We start from the raw sequence: 19,401 nt of genomic DNA on the forward strand, positions 1-19,401 counted from the left end.
AATTCTTATGATAAAATCAGACTATATACGAAAAAATTGGGGGAAGTTTGTTTGAATTCATTTAACGATACGATTTTAAAAGCAGCAAGAGGAGAAAAAGCATCCCATACACCGGTTTGGTTTATGCGTCAGGCAGGAAGAAGTCAGCCTGAATACAGAAAGATTAAAGAAACACATAGTTTATTTGAAATTACACATGATCCAGAACTTTGTGCATATGTAACAAAGTTACCGGTCGATCAATATAATACGGATGCAGCAATTCTTTATAAAGATATTATGTCTCCGCTTGGAGCAATTGGTGTTGACGTAGAGATTAAATCTGGTATTGGACCGGTTATCGATAATCCAATCCGTACGATTCAGGACGTTTCTCGTTTAGGTGAGATTCATCCGGAACAAGATGTACCGTACATTTTAGATACAATTAAATTATTAACGCAGGAACAGTTAAATGTACCATTGATCGGATTTACAGGCGCTCCGTTTACTTTAGCGAGTTATATGATTGAAGGTGGGCCATCTAAGAACTACAACAAAACAAAAGCGATGATGTATGAGCAACCTGAAGCATGGCATATGCTCATGGAGAAACTAGCTGATATGTGTATTACATATACGCACGCACAAATCGATGCTGGTTGTAAAATGATTCAAGTGTTTGATTCATGGGTTGGGGCGTTAAATAAAGCGGACTATCATCAGTTTATTGCACCACATATGACAAGAATTTTCGCTGGGATAAAAGAAAAACAAGTACCAGTTATTACATTTGGTGTAGGTGCAAGTCACTTGATCGAAGAGTGGAATGCTTTACCTGTCGATGTATTAGGATTAGACTGGAGACTGCAAATAGAAGAAGCACGTGCAAAAGGCATTACAAAGACTTTGATGGGCAACCTGGACCCTGCAATCTTACTTGCACCATGGGAAGTAATTGAGCGTCATTTAGTTCGCATTTTAGATCAGGGATTACAATCGGACAGTTATATCTTTAATTTAGGACATGGTGTATTTCCGGAAGTTAAGCCGGACACTTTACGTCGTGTAAGTGCTTTTGTACATGATTATTCAGCGAAATATAAAGCTTAAAATTTGGGGGAAGAATGAATGACTAAAAAGGGATTACTCGTTATGGCTTATGGTACGCCATATAAAGAAGAGGATATTGAACCATACTATACACATATTAGACATGGTAGAAAACCATCTGAAGAAAGTTTACAAGATTTAAAAGATCGTTATAAAGCAATCGGTGGTATCTCACCGCTAGCAGGGACAACAGAACGCCAGGCAGAAGCTTTAGTGAAAGCATTAAATGAAGCTACAGGTGACGACTATCAATTATATATCGGTCTAAAGCATATCGCACCTTTTATTGAAGATGCAGTAGAAGCGATGCATAATGATGGTATTACTGAAGCAGTAACAATTGTCTTAGCACCACATTATTCTAACTTCTCAGTAGGAAGTTACAATAAACGTGCCGCAGAAGAAGCAAGTAAATATGGTATTCAACTTAAACATGTTGAATCATTCTATAATCAGGATAAATTTATTGAATTCTGGACAGATCAAGTGAACAGTACACTCGATACAATTCCAGAGACTGATTGGGAAAAGACAGTGTTGATCGTCAGCGCGCATAGTCTACCAGAGAAAATTAAAGCAGCGGGCGATCCTTATCCAGATCAATTAGAGGATACTGCAACAATGATCATGGACAATTCTAAAATTTTAAACGTTGAGACTGGATGGCAGTCAGAAGGTAATACACCAGATCCGTGGTTAGGACCTGATGTACAGGATTTAACACGTAAATTACACGAAGAAGAACAGTATGAACATTTTATCTATACACCAGTCGGATTTGTCTGCGAACATTTAGAAGTTTTATATGATAATGATTATGAATGCAAAGTCGTGTGTGACGATTTAAATGTGAAATATTATCGCCCTGCGATGCCGAATACGGATGAACGTTTTATCGGTGCGATGGTGGATGAAATTCAAAGTGTATTAAATCAATAGAAATGAGTGTTTAACATGGCAAAGAAATGTGCAGTGATCGGCGCAGGTATTACAGGATTATCAGCAGCGTACTATCTGCAAAAAGAAGATTCATCGATTGAGATTGATATATTAGAAGCGGGCGATGTACCAGGTGGTAAGATTAAAACTTATCAAAAAGATGGGTATACGATAGAATTAGGTCCAGAATCATATCTTGGACGTAAAAAGATTATGACAGAACTTGCTGAAGCAATCGGTTTAAAAGATGACATTGTGATAAATAATACCGGGAAATCATATATTTATGCCAAAAATAAACTTTATCCGATACCAGGTGGTTCAGTATTAGGTATACCAACTGAGATGAAACCATTTTTATCAACTCGTCTTATCTCACCAATTGGAAAATTACGCGCAGGTATGGATTATTTGATTCAACCAAAACCGATGGAACCGGATGTTTCAGTCGGTGCTTTTTTCAGACGACGCTTAGGAAATGAAACTTTAGAGAACTTAATAGAACCATTGTTATCAGGTATATATGGTGCTGATATTGATAAGTTAAGTTTAAAATCTACATTCCCGGACTTTAAGGCGACTGAAGAAAAGCACGGTGGTCTTATAAAAGGAATGCGTGCAAACAAGAAGAAAGCACCTAAAAGTAAAGGGCCGGTTCAGGGACAGTTTAGACAATTTAAAAATGGTCTGATGAGTTTTATAGAGGCACTAGTAAAAGACATAGAACAAAAAGGTGTCCATATTAAATATAATCATAAAGTTGATGCCATTGAAAAATTAGACAACGGCTATCATATTACTGTAAATGGGGAGAAAGTATACTACGATAAAGTTATTATTACGGTTCCACATACAGTATTTCGAGAATGGCTTAATGATGGACCATTAAATTATTTCGACTATATGGAGACGACAAGTGTTGCTACTGTTGTTATGGCCTTTGATGATAGTCAGGTGAACAACAAAGAAAATGGAACAGGTTTCGTTATTGCTAAGAACTCTGACACCGTCATCACTGCGTGTACGTGGACAGATAAAAAATGGTCTCATACAACGCCACCCGGAAAGACATTGTTACGTGCATATGTAGGTCGTCCAGGTAGCAATGTCGTTAAGGACAATGACGATGCAGTAATTGTTAAACTCGCACGCAATGACCTGGATAAAATGATGGAAATTACAGGTGAACCTGAATTTACGATTGTGACGAAGTTATTTAATAGCATGCCACAATATGAAGTAGGTCATATTGATCGTATTCACTCAATTCAACATTATCTTAAGACACACTATCCTGGTTTAGTGATTACCGGTGCATCTTTTGAAGCGGTAGGACTGCCAGACTGCGTTGCTCAAGGTCAGCGCGCTGCATTACAAATTGCACATGAATAATCAAAATATTATCTATAATGAATCTATAGCATTATAATGAAATACAGACGCACTTTAGGAGGATGTTATGAAATTTATTCACAATAATAATATAACGGATCCTTCATTGAATTTAGCAATGGAAGAATACGTATTGAAACATTTACCGAAAGATGATTCCTATTTCTTATTCTATGTTAATGAACCTTCAATAATTATCGGAAAGAATCAAAATACATTTGCTGAAATTAATCAATCATATATTGATGAACAAAATATTCATGTCGTCCGCCGTATTTCTGGTGGTGGAGCAGTTTATCATGATTTAGGCAATTTAAATTTTAGCTTTGTAACAAAAGCTGATGAAGACAGTTTCCATAACTTTAAGAAATTTACGATGCCGATCGTAGAGGCACTTAATAAATTAGGTGTACAAGCTGAGATGACAGGACGTAATGATCTTCAGGTTGGCGAACGTAAAATCTCAGGAAATGCGATGTTTCAATCGGGAGATCGCATGTTCTCACACGGAACACTGATGTTAAACAGTGATATTGAAGAAGTCGTGAAGAGCTTAACAGTAAGTGAAAAGAAATTAATAACAAAAGGAATAAAATCTATTCGTTCACGTGTAGCAAATATTCAGGAATTTCTTGAAGAACCAATGTCAATGGAAGATTTTAAACAGACATTACTGAATTCAATATTCGATGGTGAGATTGAAGAATATCAACTTCAGGAAGAAGACTGGAAGAAGATAGAAGAAATCAGTGAACAGAAATATCGTAACTATGACTGGAATTACGGGAAAAATCCGAAATATAACTATGAAGTCAAACAGAAATTTCCTGGCGGTATGTTGGAACTTAAGATTAATGTCATTAAAGGCATGATTGATGATATTAAAATATTTGGTGATTTCTTCGGTGTAGGCGAAGTTACTGAGATTGAACAGAAACTTAAAGGATTACCACATAATCAAAGGGCTGTGAAGGCAGTTTTAGATACAGTAGATTTTGGACATTACTTCGGTAGAATAACGAAAGAAGAATTTTTAAGTTTAGTTGCAAAATAAAAAAAGATAAATTTTTAGCGCCAATCCTTAAAATTAATTTTTGAGGCATTGGCGCTTTATTTGAAAGTATTCAATTTAAATTTCCTCCAGAGCGTTCAATTCACTCGTATATTGAAGAAATGCTTCCTGGTTATGATTTAATAAAGACAAATCAATCTTTTCTTTTAATAATTTCTTTTGATGACTTTTAACAGCTTCGTCAATGATAAGCTCGATATATAAATTATTGAGATTAGATACGAAAGTTTCAAGACCATTTAATTGTGTTTGTTGATTATAGTTCATAAGTGTAACCTCCTAAAATGTATTAAAACGAGTATATTATATAATATTCTAAATTGCAATAGTATTCAGAAAATTATATCAATTAACATTTATTCGTTTTGATTAATAATATATAACCATATTTTTAACTTTGTAAACATATCTTTTTCTATTGTAAACTATGTTAAATATTTGAAAAAGTTAACAAATGTTAAGTGGAATTGTGTATAATATTATCAATATATTGACAAAGGAGAAAGTTGATATGGAGAAATATATTGTTAATGAAAAGACGATGTATATTAAGGCGTATAGAGATGGTAGAAGTGTACTTTCGGAAATTGGTGAATATGGAAGAGAAACATTTATATTTAAAAAGAAGCCACTTCATATCATTGAAGACTCACTATTCTTTTATCATGCTTCCTATAAAGCGAGAAAAATATCTACGAAGATGATTGCGGAAATCTATACGAAACCCCCGATTATCGTCCAGCCTGGTACACAAACATATTTCTTTCCGACGCACAGTGATCGAAGTAACGATATGGCCTGGATTAATGTTCACTACGTAAATAGATTTCACGCAGGGGAACATTATGATACTGTTGTGGAATTTGATGATCAGTCACAAGTATCTTTTCCGGTGACAACGTATACTTTTAATACACAGTATTTGCATGGGATCAAACTGGAATATTGTGTAAGAGCAAAGGCGTTAAAACAGGAAATGTATACGCAGGAAGCAGTGCATTTTGACAAATGCAGGGCAAATCTATTCGAAATGTTAGCAATGTATGCATTATTAGAGAAAAAGGTGTAAATGTTCCATAAAAATATTTACCAAATGTATTGACCAATTCATTTCAATTGATATAATAGTATTTGTTGATTGAAATTATTCCACAGTAGCTCAGTGGTAGAGCTATCGGCTGTTAACCGATCGGTCGTAGGTTCGAGTCCTACCTGTGGAGCCATGGAGATGTACTCAAGTTGGCTGAAGAGGCGCCCCTGCTAAGGGTGTAGGTCGGGTAACCGGCGCGAGAGTTCGAATCTCTCCATCTCCGTTACAAATCACTTAGTGTATGCTAAGTGGTTTTCTTTATGTTTAATATAAATAATTGAATAATCAGAATTTTTGAATTATCATAGATACATTATATTTTTGAAATTATGATTACTCATAGATGTATTAATCTTATCTATATGACTATAAATTAATACATAACAAAGTATGTGAATAACTTAACAAACATACTTATTCCTGTGATAATATAATATTAGATCATTAAATGAGGAGGAAGAAAGTATGAAAATAGTTATGGCAGGCTCAGGTGCGATGGGTGGACGTGTTGGTCTTTATTTAACTGAGAGTGGACAAGATGTGGTGATGCTTGATAAATGGCAGGACCATGTTGATGCGATGAACAGTAATGGTGTTGTTGTTCATTCTTATGGTGAAACAACAAACCACAAAGTTAAAGCAGTATTTATGGATGACTATAATGAACCGGCTGATTTGGTAATTTTATTAACAAAGGCTCTGACTGCTGAAGAAACGATCGATAATTTAATTGGACAGGGTGTCATCACAAAAGAAACGAAAGTGATGTCACTGATGAATGGTTTAGGTCATGGTGATATGCTGCTGAAGAAATTGTCTGTTGAGCAAGTTATACTGGCTGTAACAATGTGGTCAGCGGGTCTAAAAGGACCTGGTGAATTAATTTTAGAAGGAACTGGTAATATTGAATTTGGATATCCGGATGGACATGTGGATGCATTCATTGAAAAATTGAAAGTAATTTTAGATGAAGCGAAACTTAATGGTGTTATTAGTAATGATATTGTTACATCAATCTGGAATAAAGCTTTAGTGAACTGCTGCTTCAACACGTATTGTTCAGTAACAGATAAACGAATCGGGGAATTTGGTGCGTATGAACAAGCAGATGCAATGTTAATCCCTTTAGTTAAGGAAATTATTGCAGTAGGGGCTACTAAAGGTGCTAAGCTGGATTTAGATGCAACAATGGAGAAATTCCATAAAATGTACTCACCTGATGTCGTTGGTCTACATTATCCATCTATGACTCAAGATATTCATAATGGACGTAAGACAGAAGTCGATTTCTTAACAGGTGCTGTAAGTCGATATGGTGATGAAGCAGGGATAGAAACACCATATTGTGATATTTTAACGCATTTAGTACATCAAATTGAAAAATAGAAGAATAGATGTTGATTTTTTACCAGACATGTAACAACATGTCTGGTTTTTTGATGGTTGCGTAAAAAGAGATAAATCACTAGCTCAACTTCAACAAAAACATACTTTTATACAACATTCGGATGCAAACTACCTCTAAAGATGAAATTTACACCTTTTTGATGTTGCGTTCACAAACTTAAAATGATATATTTTAAAAGTACTCTTTTTACGAGAGACAACATACTATTAACGCGGGATGGAGCAGTCTGGTAGCTCGTCGGGCTCATAACCCGAAGGTCGGTGGTTCAAATCCGCCTCCCGCAATTAAAGTGGTCCCGTGGTGTAGCGGTTAACATGCCTGCCTGTCACGCAGGAGATCGCGGGTTCGATTCCCGTCGGGACCGCCATTTTGGCTCAGTAGCTCAGTCGGTAGAGCAATGGATTGAAAATCCATGTGTCGGCGGTTCGATTCCGTCCTGAGCCATATTTTAATTTTATTATGCAAGGCGATTGTGGCGAAGTGGTTAACGCATCGGATTGTGGTTCCGACATTCGTGGGTTCGATTCCCATCAGTCGCCCCATTGTTAAGCGGGTGTAGTTAAATGGTATAACCTCAGCCTTCCAAGCTGATGTCGTCGGTTCGATTCCGATCACCCGCTCCATTATTAATCCACAGTAGCTCAGTGGTAGAGCTATCGGCTGTTAACCGATCGGTCGTAGGTTCGAGTCCTACCTGTGGAGCCATTTAGGCCCCTTGGTCAAGCGGTTAAGACACCGCCCTTTCACGGCGGTAACACGGGTTCGAATCCCGTAGGGGTCATATAATCAGAAGTGAAATATCGCTTCTGATTTTTTTGATTATTATGGATCGTTGTCCGAGTTGGCCGAAGGAGCACGCCTGGAAAGTGTGTAAACGTCACAAGCGTTTCGAGAGTTCGAATCTCTCACGATCCGCTAATAGAATAAAACTACTGATGATACTTCAATGTAACTTCAGTAGTTTTATTTAGTTATACCGGACATATTTTTACTTAATGTTATTTAATGATAAAAGTTGCTTCAACGACTATTTTTTAATGTAGAAAGTAAATATAATATACTTATTCAAATATTATACTTCTAAAGTTTATTGTGAATTATAACACAAAATAGAAATCATAAGGTGATGAAATGAGAGATAAAGCATCGACACGTAAAGTGTTAGCAGAACTAAACTATCCAGTAAGATATAAACGCTTTTCAAAAATCTTTAAAAGAATAAAAAAATCAGAACGCCGTTTCTTTATTAAATTATTAAAAGTAATCTGCAAAGATATTAAAAACAAAGAACTTATTCATTTTGCGACCTATAGTCATATTAATTTAAATCAACATGGATTATTCATTTTATTAGATGACCGCATTGCTATGGTTCATAGCAAAATGAAATCAAAACGTATTTACTATGAAGTAATTAAATATGCGGATATAGTAAACATTGATTTTGAGCCCGATACTGAAGGGGAATATGGAGAATTATTTTTCAAATATAAACGTAAAAAATTAGGTGAAAAGTCAGTCACACTGCGTATGATTAAAAGTAAAGACTTGCCTGAAATAGTGGGATTTATTAGAATTAAAATGTCTGAAACAATATAAAGGGGGACAAAAAAATGGCGAATATCGATAAATTAGTAACATATGCAGAACTTAAATTAGGTCAGTTTGGTGTAGATTACCGTGAAAATTACGAAGAAGATAAAGTGCAGGAAATTGAACCACGCAGCTACGGAGTAAATGGAACTTCTATTGATGTGCTTTATGATGCACAAAGTTATGTAATCGATTTAACAAAATCTGGTGTTCGTGATGTGACTGAAGAAGATGCACATGCAGTTGTGGCAAGATTAAAAGAATTCTTCAATCAAAAATAATAATAAAAAATCGTGAGACTATTATCTAGTCTCACGATTTTTTAAATTGCAGTTAATGCTGCGAGATATAAGCCTAGTGCAAATAAGAATCCGAATAAGGTGTTGAATTGTCCGGTAACTTTCATTGCAGGCATCAGTTCGATCGGTGTGTTGCCTTTGAAGAAGCGATTTACTGCTTTAATCGGCAAGTTAAAGCTTAGCAATACAAGTAATAAAAATGGCGAACCATAAGGTTTATAGAACACTGTGTACAGTACTACTAAGAAACTGATTAAGTATAATAATGCCATCGTAATAATTGCGATTGTTTTACCAACTAAGATAACATAAGTCTTTCTACCGCTCGCTTTATCTTTAACACGGTCACGAATATTATTGGCCATATTAATCATGCCGATATTGATTGAAACCGGAATTGACATAATTGCAGGGTACCATTCTAGATGTCCTACCTGAATGTAGAACGTAATCATAATAATTACAAATCCCATAAAGAATCCGGCGAAGATTTCACCGAATGGCGTCCATGAGATTGGTATCGGCCCACCCGTATAGAAATAACCTACTGCCATACATACAATCCCAACAAGTAAGATTAACCATGACGATTGAGAACAAATATAAAGACCCAATATTGCGGCAATGATATAAAAAGCAATTGCTAAATTATATACTGACTTAGGACGCATACCATTTCTTACGATTGCACCACCGATTCCGACTGAAGTATGATCATCCAGTCCGCGCTTGTAATCGAAATATTCATTAAACATATTTGTTGCAGCTTGTATCAATAAGCAGGCAATAAGCATGATAATAAGTAAGTCGATACGGATATCAGTGAAATATTTTGCGCATGCTGTTCCGACAAGTACAGGTACGAAACTTGCTGTTAAGGTGTGTGGTCGCATTAAGTGATAATACTTTGCTATACCAGTGTGTTGTTGTAAATGTTCAGACATATTCATACCTCTTTTATTCTTAATGTATAAATTTTATATTTAATAATAGTCATCGTCAACAAATCTAGCATAATTTGTCCAATAATCATTGAATAATGTTAAAATAATAAGTATATTATTTTGAAGTGAAAGAAGTGTAGAATGTGCCGATTAATCAACAGTTTGATTCTCATTTAACAACAAATAAAATTAATAAAATAGAACAATTTGATTTAGACTTCCAGCTAAATGTTGCAGGGATCATGGATTATTTTCATGCATTTGCAGGAGAGCGTTATGTCTTTATCAATAAAGATAAATCCTTTAAGTTAATCGGTATCGGTCATCATTCAGTAGTTACAGCAGATACGATTCATCCTATTCAAATCGAACGACAGTTTAAGGCGATTGTTCAGGATGCAACATATATTGGTAATGGTTCGCAGTATGATTTAAAGCTTTTTGGTGGCTTTCAGTTTGATAATAATGAAAGTAAAAATTTTTCTGCTTATGAAAAGAGTCATTTCATCATTCCGAAAATACAGATTGTTGAAAGTAATGGACACGCTTCAATAATATTTGTTGATCAATCTTTAGACAAAGCGCAGTTAATCGAAGCATTAAGACATCATACCGGAGATAATGTACCATATAACAAAATAATATCTGCTGAAGATATTGATCTGGACTTATTTAAATCTAATGCACATAAAGCAATATCGATGATGCAGGAAGAAAAACTGGAAAAAGTTGTGCTATCAAGAAAAAGAAAGATTACGATGGAACGAGATATCGATATTTCGCCACTCATCGATCAGGCGATGAAAAATCATGAAGTGAGTTATTTTGCTTTAATGGAGTCTGGAACACAAACATTTATTACAAAGACACCTGAACAGCTTGTTGCGGTGCAGAATGGCATCCTTCATACAAATGCCATTGCCGGAACGATGGGCAAAAGTATTGCAAACGCGAAACAAAAGTTACTGAATGATGAGAAGAATCTATATGAACATAAAATCGTTGTAGAAAGTATAAAGGAAGATCTCGCACCGTTTACAAATGAGATTACTTTAAAACAATCACCGGATATATTAGAAAATCAATTTTTCTATCATTTATATACACCGATTAATGCGAAGTTGAATCGTGGTGGATTATTAGAAGTAACTGAAAGTCTACATCCAACACCTGCACTGGGTGGTTTTCCGAAACGTGCGGCGATGCATTTCTTAGCGGAGGCAAATGAAGGGCGTGGATTATACGGTGCACCATTAGGTTATGTTGATTTAAATGATGAAGGTGAGTTTATCGTTGCCATACGTTCGATGGTTATCCAGGATAACACTGCGATGCTCTATGCAGGATGTGGTATTGTTAAGTCGAGTGTTGTAGAGAGTGAAGTTTATGAAACAGAAATTAAATTTAAACCGATGTTAGAAATGTTAGGAGTAAATGAAGATGAATGACGCGTTAACAAAACAAGTGTTTCATTTCGTTAAATCATTATATGATTATGGTGTACATGAGATAGTGATTTCACCAGGATCACGCTCAACACCCGTTGCGATAACATGTGAACTTCATCCAAAGATGAAGACGTATATTCATCCAGATGAACGCAGTGCAGCTTTTTATGCACTTGGACTGATGAAAGCAACGAATAAGCCGGTTGCAGTACTCTGTACATCTGGAACTGCAGCAAGTAACTATACGCCGGCAGTGTCTGAATGTTTTATCAGTCACATGCCGCTCGTTGTGATTACAAGTGACAGACCCCATGAACTGCGCAATGTCGGTGCACCACAGGCGATTAATCAGGTAGGGATGTTTAGCAATTTTGTACAATATGAACGTGACTTTCCGATCGCAGATGATACAGATGAATCGATTCAATTTATCGATGCTGTAATGATGCAGTCTAGTCGTTATTTCAGTGGACCGATGAAAGGCCCAGTACATTTCAATATACCTTTCAGAGAACCATTGATGCCGGACTTTGAGCTAGCAGAAATGATGACAATTACTCCAAAGGTTCAGGTTAGTTATCAGAAGACATTTGATGTCAATACAGTCAAACCAATTATTCGTCAGGAAAAGGGCATCATAATCGTCGGTGATTGTCAGCTGGAAGATTTAACACAGATGCTTGTCTTTTCTACAATACATAATATACCGATTATTGCAGACCCGCTTAGTCAGATTCGTGATTTAAAGCACCCGAACGTTGTGACAACAGGAGACAGTATCTTTAAAGTCATTAAAGATATTCAGCCGGGTTATATTATTCGCGTCGGTAACGCTGTTGTATCGAAAGCAATCAATCAATGGATTAAAACGCAGACAGCACCACAAATTTTAATCCAACCAAGAATTCAGCCTAATACATTTCCGAAAGTGCCGGACTTATTTATCGAAATTACTGCGAATGACTTCTTTAGACAAGTGGCAGAAGAGAAACCAGTCAACAATCAATCATGGATAAAATTCTGGCATACATTAAATGATTTAGTCATCAATCACATTATGCAGCACACACAGACAATATTCGACGAAGGTAGTGCGATGTATCAGATCTTTAAACAAATCAAGAAGAATGAAGTCATTTTCCTGGGCAACAGTATGCCGATTAGAGATTGTGATACATTCTTTACAAACTTTGAAGGTAAACCGTATTGTAATCGTGGGGCAAATGGTATTGACGGTGTAGTGAGTACGGCGCTTGGGATGTCTCGACATAAAAAGGTGACGTTGATAATTGGTGATATCTCATTCTTCCATGATATGAACGGACTTGTTATGCAGAAGATGTTATCAGAATATCACCATTCTCATATGATTAATATTGTAGTGATGAATAATAACGGTGGCGGTATCTTCAGTTATTTACCACAGTATGAAGATAAGAAGCATTTTGAACGTTTGTTTGGCACGCCGCTTAACCTCGATTTTGAACATACTGCAAAGTTGTATGACTTTAAATATAAGAAATTTAATGTATTTGATGACATTACATTACCGAAAGGAAACGGCCATATTATTGAAATCACATCTGATCGAGAAGAGAATTTGAAAGCACACAACGCATTAATTACGTCATTAAAGGCGAAACTCAATGCTGAAATATAAATATTTTAATAGTAATAATGAAAGTCTTATCGTGATGATTCATGGTTTCCTGGGTAGCAGTCAAACCTTTCTACCGGCAAAAGAAAGACTGTTGTATCATACGGATGTGTTATTAGTGGAATGTCCAGGACATGGAGCAGCTTTTAATATTAATGAAACGTGGTCATTTGATTCAATCGCAGCATCGCTTGCACAAACATTAACGCATTATCGAAATCAATATACCAAAATCATTCTGTATGGTTATTCGATGGGTGGTCGCATAGCGCTATATACTGCACTGCATTATTCAGAACTGATCGATAAGCTCGTTATTGAAAGTGCGACGCCTGGAATTGAAGATGAGCAATTAAGAAGAGAACGTATTCAGCAGGATGAAGAACGTAGTAGATGGATAGAATTGGATTACTCAGCTTTTATAGCGCACTGGGAAAAGCTCTCTTTATTTAAAACGTATCATCCGTTAACTGATGGACAACAAACAAGACAGCGTGATATAAGAATGCATCACGAACCAATTGGTATTGCTAAAGCTTTAAGAGAATATGGAACAGGCAGACAACCGAATCTCTGGCCGCTTTTACAAGATTTTAATAAACCAGTCTTATTGCTTACTGGAAGTTTAGATAAGAAGTTTGAATCAATCGCTAAACGTATGGTAGAAGAACTGCCGAATGCACGACATATGATAATTAAAGCGGGCCATACAATTCATGTGGAGAATTTAAAAATATTTGATACAATAATAGTATCGTTTATCAAGGAGGAAAATCATGACTAGAGTTTGGGAAACATTAAAAGAGTATAAAGAAATAAAATATGAATTTTTTGAAGGTATCGCGAAAATTACGATCAACCGTCCGGAAGTTCGTAATGCGTTTACACCGAATACAGTAATGGAAATGATCGATGCATTCTCTCGTGCACGTGATGATCAAAGAGTAGGTGCAATCATCTTAACAGGTGAAGGTGACTTAGCATTCTGTTCAGGTGGAGATCAAAAAGTACGTGGCCATGGTGGTTACGTAGGTGATGACAATATTCCACGTTTAAACGTATTAGATTTACAACGTTTAATCCGTGTTATTCCTAAACCAGTTGTAGCGATGGTTCGTGGCTATGCAATCGGTGGTGGACACGTATTACACATCGTATGTGACTTAACAATCGCTGCTGACAATGCACGTTTCGGTCAAACTGGACCAAAAGTAGGTTCATTTGATGCTGGATATGGTTCAGGTTACTTAGCAAGAATCGTTGGACATAAAAAAGCACGTGAAATATGGTACTTATGCCGTCAATATGATGCGCAGGAAGCATTAGATATGGGCTTAGTGAATACAGTAGTACCTTTAGACAAAATCGAGGATGAAACTGTACAATGGTGTAAAGAGATGTTACAACATTCTCCAACAGCATTACGTTTCTTAAAAGCTGCGATGAACGCTGATACTGATGGACTAGCTGGTTTACAACAATTCGCTGGTGACGCTACATTGCTTTACTACACAAGTGATGAAGCGAAAGAAGGTCGTGACGCATTTAAAGAAAAACGTCAGCCGAACTTCGATCAGTTCCCTAAATTCCCATAAGAAATGATATAAATAAAAATCAGAACAACCGATTGTATTGTACAAATACATCCGGTTGTTCTTTTTTGAGAAGTAATAATATATCAGTATGTTTAATATTTCTGCTATGATAATAGTAATACATAAATAGGACGTGAACGTATGCAGTGGTTAAAAGATGCAGCTGAAAAGTATCCTGAAAAGTTAGCAATAATCTATTCAAATCAATCGGTAACGTATCTAGATTTATTTCATAAAGCGTGTCAGGTAGCTTGCAAGCTTTCTGAGTTAAAATATAAAAGAATTGCGCTACAAGCAGAAAATACATTAGATGATTGTTACATGATCCATGGTGCAATACTCGCCGGTATTGAACTCGTAATGATTAATAAACACTTAACTGAAACAGAAATTCAAATACAAATGGATTCAGTAAATACTGAATTGTTAATTACAAATACTACATTTAAATCGATTCAAACGAAAACTAAATCTTTCATATTAAATAACTTAAATGAACAACCACTTTATCCTGTCGATAATCAACCAAATGATATACTTTCTATCATGTTTACTTCTGGCACGACTGGTGTTCAGAAAGCAGTACCACAACGCTTTATCAATCATTTAGCAAGTGCCGGGAATTGTAAAGCAACATTTACGTATGACCATAATTCAATTTGGCTGGATGTTCTGCCATTGTTTCATATAAGTGGTTTAAGTATATTATTACGTGCAGTGATTGATGGCTGCACTGTCGTATTGCATGAAAATTTTGATGCAAGGCAGATTATAGATGACATTAAAGAAAAAGAAATCACGCATCTCTCGCTTGTCCCTCAAACTTTAGAACGTCTCTTAAGACAAGGACTTAACCAGCAATATGCCCTTCAAGCCATACTGATTGGTGGCGCTAAATTAGATGATCGTTTACTTATTCAGGCACGAAGTGCAGCGCTACCTATTTATACATCGTTTGGTATGACTGAAACATGTTCACAGATGATTACAGCAACACCACAAGATATCGAGAAGTATCCGAAAAGTGTCGGCCAGGTAAATCAAAATATCCAATTATTTAATGTAGTGAATCAGGTCGGCGAAATTGGCGTACGTGGGGATAATGTGATGCACGGCTATCTCTATCCTGAAAGTGCAAATCAAGAAGTATTCATAGATGGATTTTTCTTAACAGGAGATATCGGGTATATCGAGGATGATTACCTGTATATATTAGACCGTCGTAAAGATTTAATTATTTCAGGTGGAGAAAACATATATCCTTCAGAAATTGAACAGGTCATATTAAGTCATACACCGGTGCATGCAGCTTGTGTCATTGGTATTGAAGATAGCAAGTGGGGCAGTGTCCCGGTTTGTTTATATGAAGCAGATTGTAATATGGAGGCAACTATTCAAGATGCATTAAATAATAATATCGCAAAATATAAGCATCCTAAACAATTTATTCGGGTAAATAATTTAAAACGAACATCGAATGGAAAAATATCACGTCATCAATGTAAGGAATGGTTTGTTCATGAATATCTCAAAGCTTAATATTTATTCATATGCTGCACCATTTAAAGCGCCGATTAAGACAAATCTTATTACTTTAAATGAGCGTGAGGTGCTTGTAGCAGGTGTCGTAATTGATGGTGTGGAATATTATGCGGAAGCAAATAGTTTTGAAACCCCGTGGTATCATTTTGAAACGATAGAAACGGTTTATCAATCACTCGTAAGTCAGTTTGAAATAATAAAAAATAGACCATTATCTTCAATAGAAACACTCAATGCTTTACTTGATCCTGAAAAACCGAATGCATCCAGTTGTTTTGATATCATTGCGTATCAATATTTTAATCAATTACAGCCAGTGACAGTGTTGATCGGTCAAACGCTACATCATGATGCACGTGCTATTCAACCAAACGCAGCACGTGTAAAATTAAAGATGCATAACAATATTTTAGAGCAGGTACAATTCATTCGTAAGACGAGTGATATTCAAATCGTCATCGATGCAAACGGGTTAATGGATGCAAATCATTTTGACTTGATCTGTAAACTTTCTGAGTATGACATTCTTTATTTTGAAGAGCCGTTCAGTTCTATTGAAGATTATCGTTCAATCCATCGCTTGAATCCAAAGATTAATCTTGCCATCGATGAAAGTGCGACTGATGCGCATACGATACAACAATTTTATAATATAGGCGTTAATACTGCTGTTATTAAATATAGTAGATTAGGTGGCGTGACTAGTGCACTTAAGATAAAAGAAAACTTACCAGAAATGAACCTCGTATCTGGAGGCATGTATGAATTCGGACTAAGTAAATATTTTACGGCGCTGCTCGGTGAAACATTTCAGACTGTACCAGACATTACGCCGAAAGGTACTTATTTTGCGCATGACTTTACTGAATATGATGAAATAAACGAAGGCAACCAACTGATTTTATCAGTACCAGAAGTAAAGAAATCTCATCTCACATTATTAGCTTCTTACGATTAATAAAGCTGTATAAATAAAAAGGAAATTCCATTTCGGAATTTCCTTTTTTAATGATGATGATGTTCTTTGTCTGGGACTGGGTCATAACCACCTGGATGAAATGGGTGACATTTAAGGATTCTTACTATCGTTAAATAGCTACCTTTTAGTGCACCGTGTGTTTCAATTGCTTCTAATCCATATTGTGAACATGTCGGTGTGAAGCGGCATGTGGGTGGCGTCATCGGTGAGATATAGTTTCTGTAAAACTTAATACCAGCTAATAATAGTTGTTTCATAATAATCTCCTAATCTATTTCATCTGCTTTATACATAGCAACATTTGTCTTATTAAAGGCCTTATAATGCGTTTCCTGTGTCATTAATATCGTAACAGGTTTATTTTTAATTTTAGCATTGACTTTGATATCGAATGACAATGTTTTGGGTAGCTTATTCACGGGTGATAATTCAACATCAAATGAACCACTTTGAATTTTAATATCTGTGAGATCATTAAATGTAGACACTTGATTCATGCTTGAGAAATCGACACCATAATCAAATAGATGCTTTAAATTCTGAGAGTTACCTTGATATTGAATTGTGCTATCCGTCGTTTTTATATTATCAACTTCTTTTTTGACGACATTTTGAACAATATCTGTTAAATTAACCATATTTGATTGAACACTTGAAAAGTACTGGATATCAGCATTGCGTGCGCGATAATTTAAATATTGAGGTTCAGGAAAAGCTTCGATATTACCATCATCCATATTGAATATAACAGACTTTACATGATATTTCGTGTTATTTGAATCAGCTTTAATAAGTAGCGCGCTTTTATTAATCGTATCAAATTGAGATGCGGTATCCTGTGTAAACTTTGTTGTGAACTTATCATATGAAATTGTTGTCTTATTAGTAGCATCGAGAGAAATGCTGTCTGTTGCTTTAATATTCTTCTGCATTCGAGCGATAATCTGGTCTTTCGTTAACGGTTTCTTTTTTTCTTGTGGTGCTGCACAACCGGTAATAATTAATGTTAAAATAATAAAAAGTACAGTTAATTTTTTCATAGTGACCTCTGGATAGATAATTTTGTGATGAATGGAGCAGATTAATGGTTTTTACAGATCATGTTGGCAATAAAGTAATCCTCGAAATAAAAGATAGGACCGATATTCCAAAAAGTAAACATGTACTAATGATAACAAACTTTAAGGGTAATATGCTACTTACGAATAATAAAATTCGGGGTATTGAATTTCCAGGTGGTAAGGTTGAGTATGGTGAAACACCTATTGAGGCAATGCATCGTGAATTATATGAAGAAACTGGTGGCGTAGTACGTAATTATGAGTTTATAGGCACCTATACCGTATATGATCAGACACCATTCAGTAAAGATGTCTTCTATGTAGAAGTAGCACATATTGACAAGCTTGAAGATTATATGGAAACAGATGGGCCGGTAATTGCAAAGGCTCTGGAAGATATTCAGACAGAAGATAAAAGTTTCCTGCTAAAAGATGATTGCATTCTGTACATATTAGATACACTAAAGGAGCGTTTTGATGTTCATTACGAGTAAAGTAATTCCAGCTTCTTATCAAGGTATAAGTTTTCAGGAGATAACTTATCAGTCTGACGCATTTGAAGTTAAAGGCTTATTATATGAGCCGAAACTTGTAGCGCGAATCGTTATATATCTTCGCGGTGGAAAAGGGCAGGTAGGGACGCTTAGACCAGCTGGACTGATGCGTTTTGCCTATCCGAATACACTTGTTGCAGCACCTTATTACCGTGGCACGCATCATAATGGTCAGGATGAGTTTGGTGGAAGTGACCGTGAGGATGTATATGCGCTTGTGCGTATATTAAGAAAAAAGTATCCAGATGTACCATTACATTTTATAGGTTTTTCACGCGGGGGTATTCAAGGACTCGTTACTTATCAGGATAGTGACGTGACATCCTTTATTACATGGGGTGGTGTATCGAGTATTTATTACATGTATGATGAGCGACTAGACTTGCGCAGCATGTTAAAGCGTATCGTCGGTCCTATTACAGATAAAGCCGCCTATGATAAGCGCGAAGGCATTGAACTGATAAAAGCAGACAGTCCTCCAATTATGATAATTCACGGAACAGAAGATAGGCAGGTTAATATTGCGCATGGTAGGATGCTTGAAGAAAGACTGAAATTACTAGGTGTAAAGCATAAAGCGATATACTTAGAAGGTGAAGCACACGTCCTTCGACCTGATAATGAACGCATGATACTTAAAGAAATATATAGATGGATGCTAGCAGTAGAATAAAATGAAGATGTGACTTAAATTTTAGTCCTTTTATGTTTAACAGCTTAAACGGCAGAACAGTAG

The 19,401-nt window shown here is 35.9% G+C and carries 20 protein-coding genes and 10 tRNA genes; 26 read left to right on the forward strand and 4 right to left on the reverse strand.

Annotation, left to right across the window (positions count from 1 at the left end; translation table 11 throughout):
• The first annotated feature begins 51 nt into the window (after positions 1 to 51).
• The 4 genes from hemE (at position 52) to BHX94_RS00900 (ending at position 4,477) form a co-directional block, all read left to right on the forward strand.
• On the forward strand, positions 52 to 1,092 hold the full coding sequence (gene hemE / locus BHX94_RS00885; RefSeq protein WP_096076006.1) for a uroporphyrinogen decarboxylase: 1,041 nt from the start codon (positions 52 to 54) through the stop codon (positions 1,090 to 1,092).
• 18 nt (positions 1,093 to 1,110) lie between these two features.
• A complete protein-coding gene (gene hemH, locus BHX94_RS00890) occupies positions 1,111 to 2,031 on the forward strand; it encodes a ferrochelatase (protein WP_111744538.1) in 921 nt (306 codons plus the stop codon).
• A gap of 15 nt (positions 2,032 to 2,046) precedes the next feature.
• Entirely contained in the window at positions 2,047 to 3,423 is a 1,377-nt protein-coding gene (hemY, locus tag BHX94_RS00895) for a protoporphyrinogen oxidase (RefSeq protein WP_111744539.1), read from the forward strand.
• Between the two features lie 67 nt (positions 3,424 to 3,490).
• Complete coding sequence (locus tag BHX94_RS00900; RefSeq protein ID WP_111744540.1) at positions 3,491 to 4,477, forward strand: lipoate--protein ligase; 987 nt, start codon at positions 3,491 to 3,493, stop codon at positions 4,475 to 4,477.
• A gap of 75 nt (positions 4,478 to 4,552) precedes the next feature.
• Here BHX94_RS00900 and BHX94_RS00905 read toward each other — a convergent pair whose 3' ends face one another.
• A complete protein-coding gene (locus BHX94_RS00905; RefSeq protein ID WP_096076010.1) occupies positions 4,553 to 4,762 on the reverse strand; it encodes an IDEAL domain-containing protein in 210 nt (69 codons plus the stop codon).
• Between the two features lie 244 nt (positions 4,763 to 5,006).
• Here BHX94_RS00905 and BHX94_RS00910 point away from each other — a divergent pair, with 244 nt between their 5' ends.
• The 14 genes from BHX94_RS00910 (at position 5,007) to BHX94_RS00975 (ending at position 8,867) form a co-directional block, all read left to right on the forward strand.
• Complete coding sequence (locus BHX94_RS00910) at positions 5,007 to 5,564, forward strand: competence protein ComK (RefSeq protein ID WP_157742155.1); 558 nt, start codon at positions 5,007 to 5,009, stop codon at positions 5,562 to 5,564.
• Positions 5,565 to 5,643: 79 nt separating this feature from the next.
• Positions 5,644 to 5,718: transfer RNA gene (locus tag BHX94_RS00915), tRNA-Asn, on the forward strand.
• 1 nt (position 5,719) lies between these two features.
• Positions 5,720 to 5,808, forward strand: a tRNA-Ser gene (locus BHX94_RS00920).
• A gap of 242 nt (positions 5,809 to 6,050) precedes the next feature.
• Positions 6,051 to 6,971, forward strand: coding sequence for a ketopantoate reductase family protein (locus BHX94_RS00925; RefSeq protein WP_111744541.1), 921 nt, complete (start codon positions 6,051 to 6,053; stop codon positions 6,969 to 6,971).
• A 232-nt stretch (positions 6,972 to 7,203) separates the two neighbouring features.
• Positions 7,204 to 7,277, forward strand: a tRNA-Met gene (locus tag BHX94_RS00930).
• Between the two features lie 7 nt (positions 7,278 to 7,284).
• A tRNA-Asp gene (locus BHX94_RS00935) sits at positions 7,285 to 7,360 on the forward strand.
• A 4-nt stretch (positions 7,361 to 7,364) separates the two neighbouring features.
• Positions 7,365 to 7,437: transfer RNA gene (locus BHX94_RS00940), tRNA-Phe, on the forward strand.
• A 22-nt stretch (positions 7,438 to 7,459) separates the two neighbouring features.
• Positions 7,460 to 7,535 (forward strand) — tRNA-His (locus BHX94_RS00945).
• Positions 7,536 to 7,542: 7 nt separating this feature from the next.
• A tRNA-Gly gene (locus tag BHX94_RS00950) sits at positions 7,543 to 7,616 on the forward strand.
• A 7-nt stretch (positions 7,617 to 7,623) separates the two neighbouring features.
• Positions 7,624 to 7,698: transfer RNA gene (locus tag BHX94_RS00955), tRNA-Asn, on the forward strand.
• A gap of 4 nt (positions 7,699 to 7,702) precedes the next feature.
• A tRNA-Glu gene (locus BHX94_RS00960) sits at positions 7,703 to 7,774 on the forward strand.
• 45 nt (positions 7,775 to 7,819) lie between these two features.
• Positions 7,820 to 7,908 (forward strand) — tRNA-Ser (locus BHX94_RS00965).
• 216 nt (positions 7,909 to 8,124) lie between these two features.
• The gene (locus BHX94_RS00970; RefSeq protein ID WP_111744542.1) at positions 8,125 to 8,592 is read left to right on the forward strand and encodes a PH domain-containing protein; all 468 of its coding nucleotides are present in this window, start codon (positions 8,125 to 8,127) and stop codon (positions 8,590 to 8,592) included.
• A gap of 14 nt (positions 8,593 to 8,606) precedes the next feature.
• Positions 8,607 to 8,867 carry a hypothetical protein gene (locus BHX94_RS00975; protein ID WP_111744543.1) on the forward strand — a complete coding sequence of 87 codons (261 nt, stop codon included), beginning with the start codon at positions 8,607 to 8,609 and terminating at the stop codon, positions 8,865 to 8,867.
• Positions 8,868 to 8,908: 41 nt separating this feature from the next.
• On the opposite strand, the gene BHX94_RS00980 is transcribed toward BHX94_RS00975, so the two are convergent.
• Positions 8,909 to 9,829, reverse strand: a complete 921-nt coding sequence (locus BHX94_RS00980) for a 1,4-dihydroxy-2-naphthoate polyprenyltransferase (protein WP_111744544.1) — start codon at positions 9,827 to 9,829, stop codon at positions 8,909 to 8,911.
• Positions 9,830 to 9,972: 143 nt separating this feature from the next.
• Between BHX94_RS00980 and BHX94_RS00985 the strand changes: the two genes are divergently transcribed.
• The 6 genes from BHX94_RS00985 (at position 9,973) to BHX94_RS01010 (ending at position 17,029) form a co-directional block, all read left to right on the forward strand.
• Entirely contained in the window at positions 9,973 to 11,277 is a 1,305-nt protein-coding gene (locus tag BHX94_RS00985; RefSeq protein ID WP_111744545.1) for an isochorismate synthase, read from the forward strand.
• The gene (gene menD, locus BHX94_RS00990; protein WP_170120716.1) at positions 11,264 to 12,937 is read left to right on the forward strand and encodes a 2-succinyl-5-enolpyruvyl-6-hydroxy-3-cyclohexene-1-carboxylic-acid synthase; all 1,674 of its coding nucleotides are present in this window, start codon (positions 11,264 to 11,266) and stop codon (positions 12,935 to 12,937) included. The genes BHX94_RS00985 and menD overlap by 14 nt, the downstream gene beginning before the upstream one ends.
• Positions 12,924 to 13,718 carry a 2-succinyl-6-hydroxy-2,4-cyclohexadiene-1-carboxylate synthase gene (menH, locus tag BHX94_RS00995; protein WP_111744547.1) on the forward strand — a complete coding sequence of 265 codons (795 nt, stop codon included), beginning with the start codon at positions 12,924 to 12,926 and terminating at the stop codon, positions 13,716 to 13,718. The genes menD and menH overlap by 14 nt, the downstream gene beginning before the upstream one ends.
• Positions 13,708 to 14,529: a 1,4-dihydroxy-2-naphthoyl-CoA synthase gene (menB, locus tag BHX94_RS01000; protein ID WP_199798134.1), complete on the forward strand. Its 822-nt coding sequence runs from the start codon at positions 13,708 to 13,710 to the stop codon at positions 14,527 to 14,529. The genes menH and menB overlap by 11 nt, the downstream gene beginning before the upstream one ends.
• 141 nt (positions 14,530 to 14,670) lie before the next feature.
• On the forward strand, positions 14,671 to 16,068 hold the full coding sequence (menE, locus tag BHX94_RS01005; RefSeq protein ID WP_111744549.1) for an o-succinylbenzoate--CoA ligase: 1,398 nt from the start codon (positions 14,671 to 14,673) through the stop codon (positions 16,066 to 16,068).
• The gene (locus BHX94_RS01010; RefSeq protein WP_170120717.1) at positions 16,049 to 17,029 is read left to right on the forward strand and encodes an enolase C-terminal domain-like protein; all 981 of its coding nucleotides are present in this window, start codon (positions 16,049 to 16,051) and stop codon (positions 17,027 to 17,029) included. Before menE ends, BHX94_RS01010 begins: the two co-directional genes overlap by 20 nt.
• Positions 17,030 to 17,076: 47 nt before the next feature.
• Here BHX94_RS01010 and yidD read toward each other — a convergent pair whose 3' ends face one another.
• Both yidD and BHX94_RS01020 read right to left on the reverse strand, forming a co-directional pair.
• Positions 17,077 to 17,307 (reverse strand): membrane protein insertion efficiency factor YidD, encoded by a 231-nt coding sequence (yidD, locus tag BHX94_RS01015; RefSeq protein ID WP_199798128.1) that lies wholly within the window; start codon positions 17,305 to 17,307, stop codon positions 17,077 to 17,079.
• Between the two features lie 9 nt (positions 17,308 to 17,316).
• Positions 17,317 to 18,090, reverse strand: coding sequence for a hypothetical protein (locus BHX94_RS01020; protein ID WP_111744551.1), 774 nt, complete (start codon positions 18,088 to 18,090; stop codon positions 17,317 to 17,319).
• A 44-nt stretch (positions 18,091 to 18,134) separates the two neighbouring features.
• On the opposite strand from BHX94_RS01020, the gene ytkD reads away from it, so the two are divergent.
• Both ytkD and BHX94_RS01030 read left to right on the forward strand, forming a co-directional pair.
• Positions 18,135 to 18,605 carry an RNA deprotection pyrophosphohydrolase gene (gene ytkD, locus BHX94_RS01025; RefSeq protein ID WP_111744552.1) on the forward strand — a complete coding sequence of 157 codons (471 nt, stop codon included), beginning with the start codon at positions 18,135 to 18,137 and terminating at the stop codon, positions 18,603 to 18,605.
• Complete coding sequence (locus BHX94_RS01030) at positions 18,589 to 19,338, forward strand: alpha/beta hydrolase family protein (protein ID WP_111744553.1); 750 nt, start codon at positions 18,589 to 18,591, stop codon at positions 19,336 to 19,338. The genes ytkD and BHX94_RS01030 overlap by 17 nt, the downstream gene beginning before the upstream one ends.
• Positions 19,339 to 19,401: the final 63 nt, after the last annotated feature.

This window comes from Macrococcoides bohemicum, assembly GCF_003259675.1.
Classification (GTDB): domain Bacteria; phylum Bacillota; class Bacilli; order Staphylococcales; family Staphylococcaceae; genus Macrococcoides; species Macrococcoides bohemicum.

Coding starts and splice junctions, on each gene's coding strand:
- hemH (WP_111744538.1), top strand. CDS start 1,111: ATGACTAAAAAGGGATTACTCGTTATGGCTTATGGTACGCCATATAAA.
- hemY (WP_111744539.1), top strand. CDS start 2,047: ATGGCAAAGAAATGTGCAGTGATCGGCGCAGGTATTACAGGATTATCA.
- BHX94_RS00900 (WP_111744540.1), top strand. CDS start 3,491: ATGAAATTTATTCACAATAATAATATAACGGATCCTTCATTGAATTTA.
- BHX94_RS00905 (WP_096076010.1), bottom strand. CDS start 4,762: ATGAACTATAATCAACAAACACAATTAAATGGTCTTGAAACTTTCGTA.
- BHX94_RS00910 (WP_157742155.1), top strand. CDS start 5,007: ATGGAGAAATATATTGTTAATGAAAAGACGATGTATATTAAGGCGTAT.
- BHX94_RS00925 (WP_111744541.1), top strand. CDS start 6,051: ATGAAAATAGTTATGGCAGGCTCAGGTGCGATGGGTGGACGTGTTGGT.
- BHX94_RS00970 (WP_111744542.1), top strand. CDS start 8,125: ATGAGAGATAAAGCATCGACACGTAAAGTGTTAGCAGAACTAAACTAT.
- BHX94_RS00975 (WP_111744543.1), top strand. CDS start 8,607: ATGGCGAATATCGATAAATTAGTAACATATGCAGAACTTAAATTAGGT.
- BHX94_RS00980 (WP_111744544.1), bottom strand. CDS start 9,829: ATGTCTGAACATTTACAACAACACACTGGTATAGCAAAGTATTATCAC.
- menD (WP_170120716.1), top strand. CDS start 11,264: ATGAAGATGAATGACGCGTTAACAAAACAAGTGTTTCATTTCGTTAAA.
- menH (WP_111744547.1), top strand. CDS start 12,924: ATGCTGAAATATAAATATTTTAATAGTAATAATGAAAGTCTTATCGTG.
- menE (WP_111744549.1), top strand. CDS start 14,671: ATGCAGTGGTTAAAAGATGCAGCTGAAAAGTATCCTGAAAAGTTAGCA.
- BHX94_RS01010 (WP_170120717.1), top strand. CDS start 16,049: ATGAATATCTCAAAGCTTAATATTTATTCATATGCTGCACCATTTAAA.
- yidD (WP_199798128.1), bottom strand. CDS start 17,307: ATGAAACAACTATTATTAGCTGGTATTAAGTTTTACAGAAACTATATC.
- BHX94_RS01020 (WP_111744551.1), bottom strand. CDS start 18,090: ATGAAAAAATTAACTGTACTTTTTATTATTTTAACATTAATTATTACC.
- ytkD (WP_111744552.1), top strand. CDS start 18,135: ATGGTTTTTACAGATCATGTTGGCAATAAAGTAATCCTCGAAATAAAA.
- BHX94_RS01030 (WP_111744553.1), top strand. CDS start 18,589: ATGTTCATTACGAGTAAAGTAATTCCAGCTTCTTATCAAGGTATAAGT.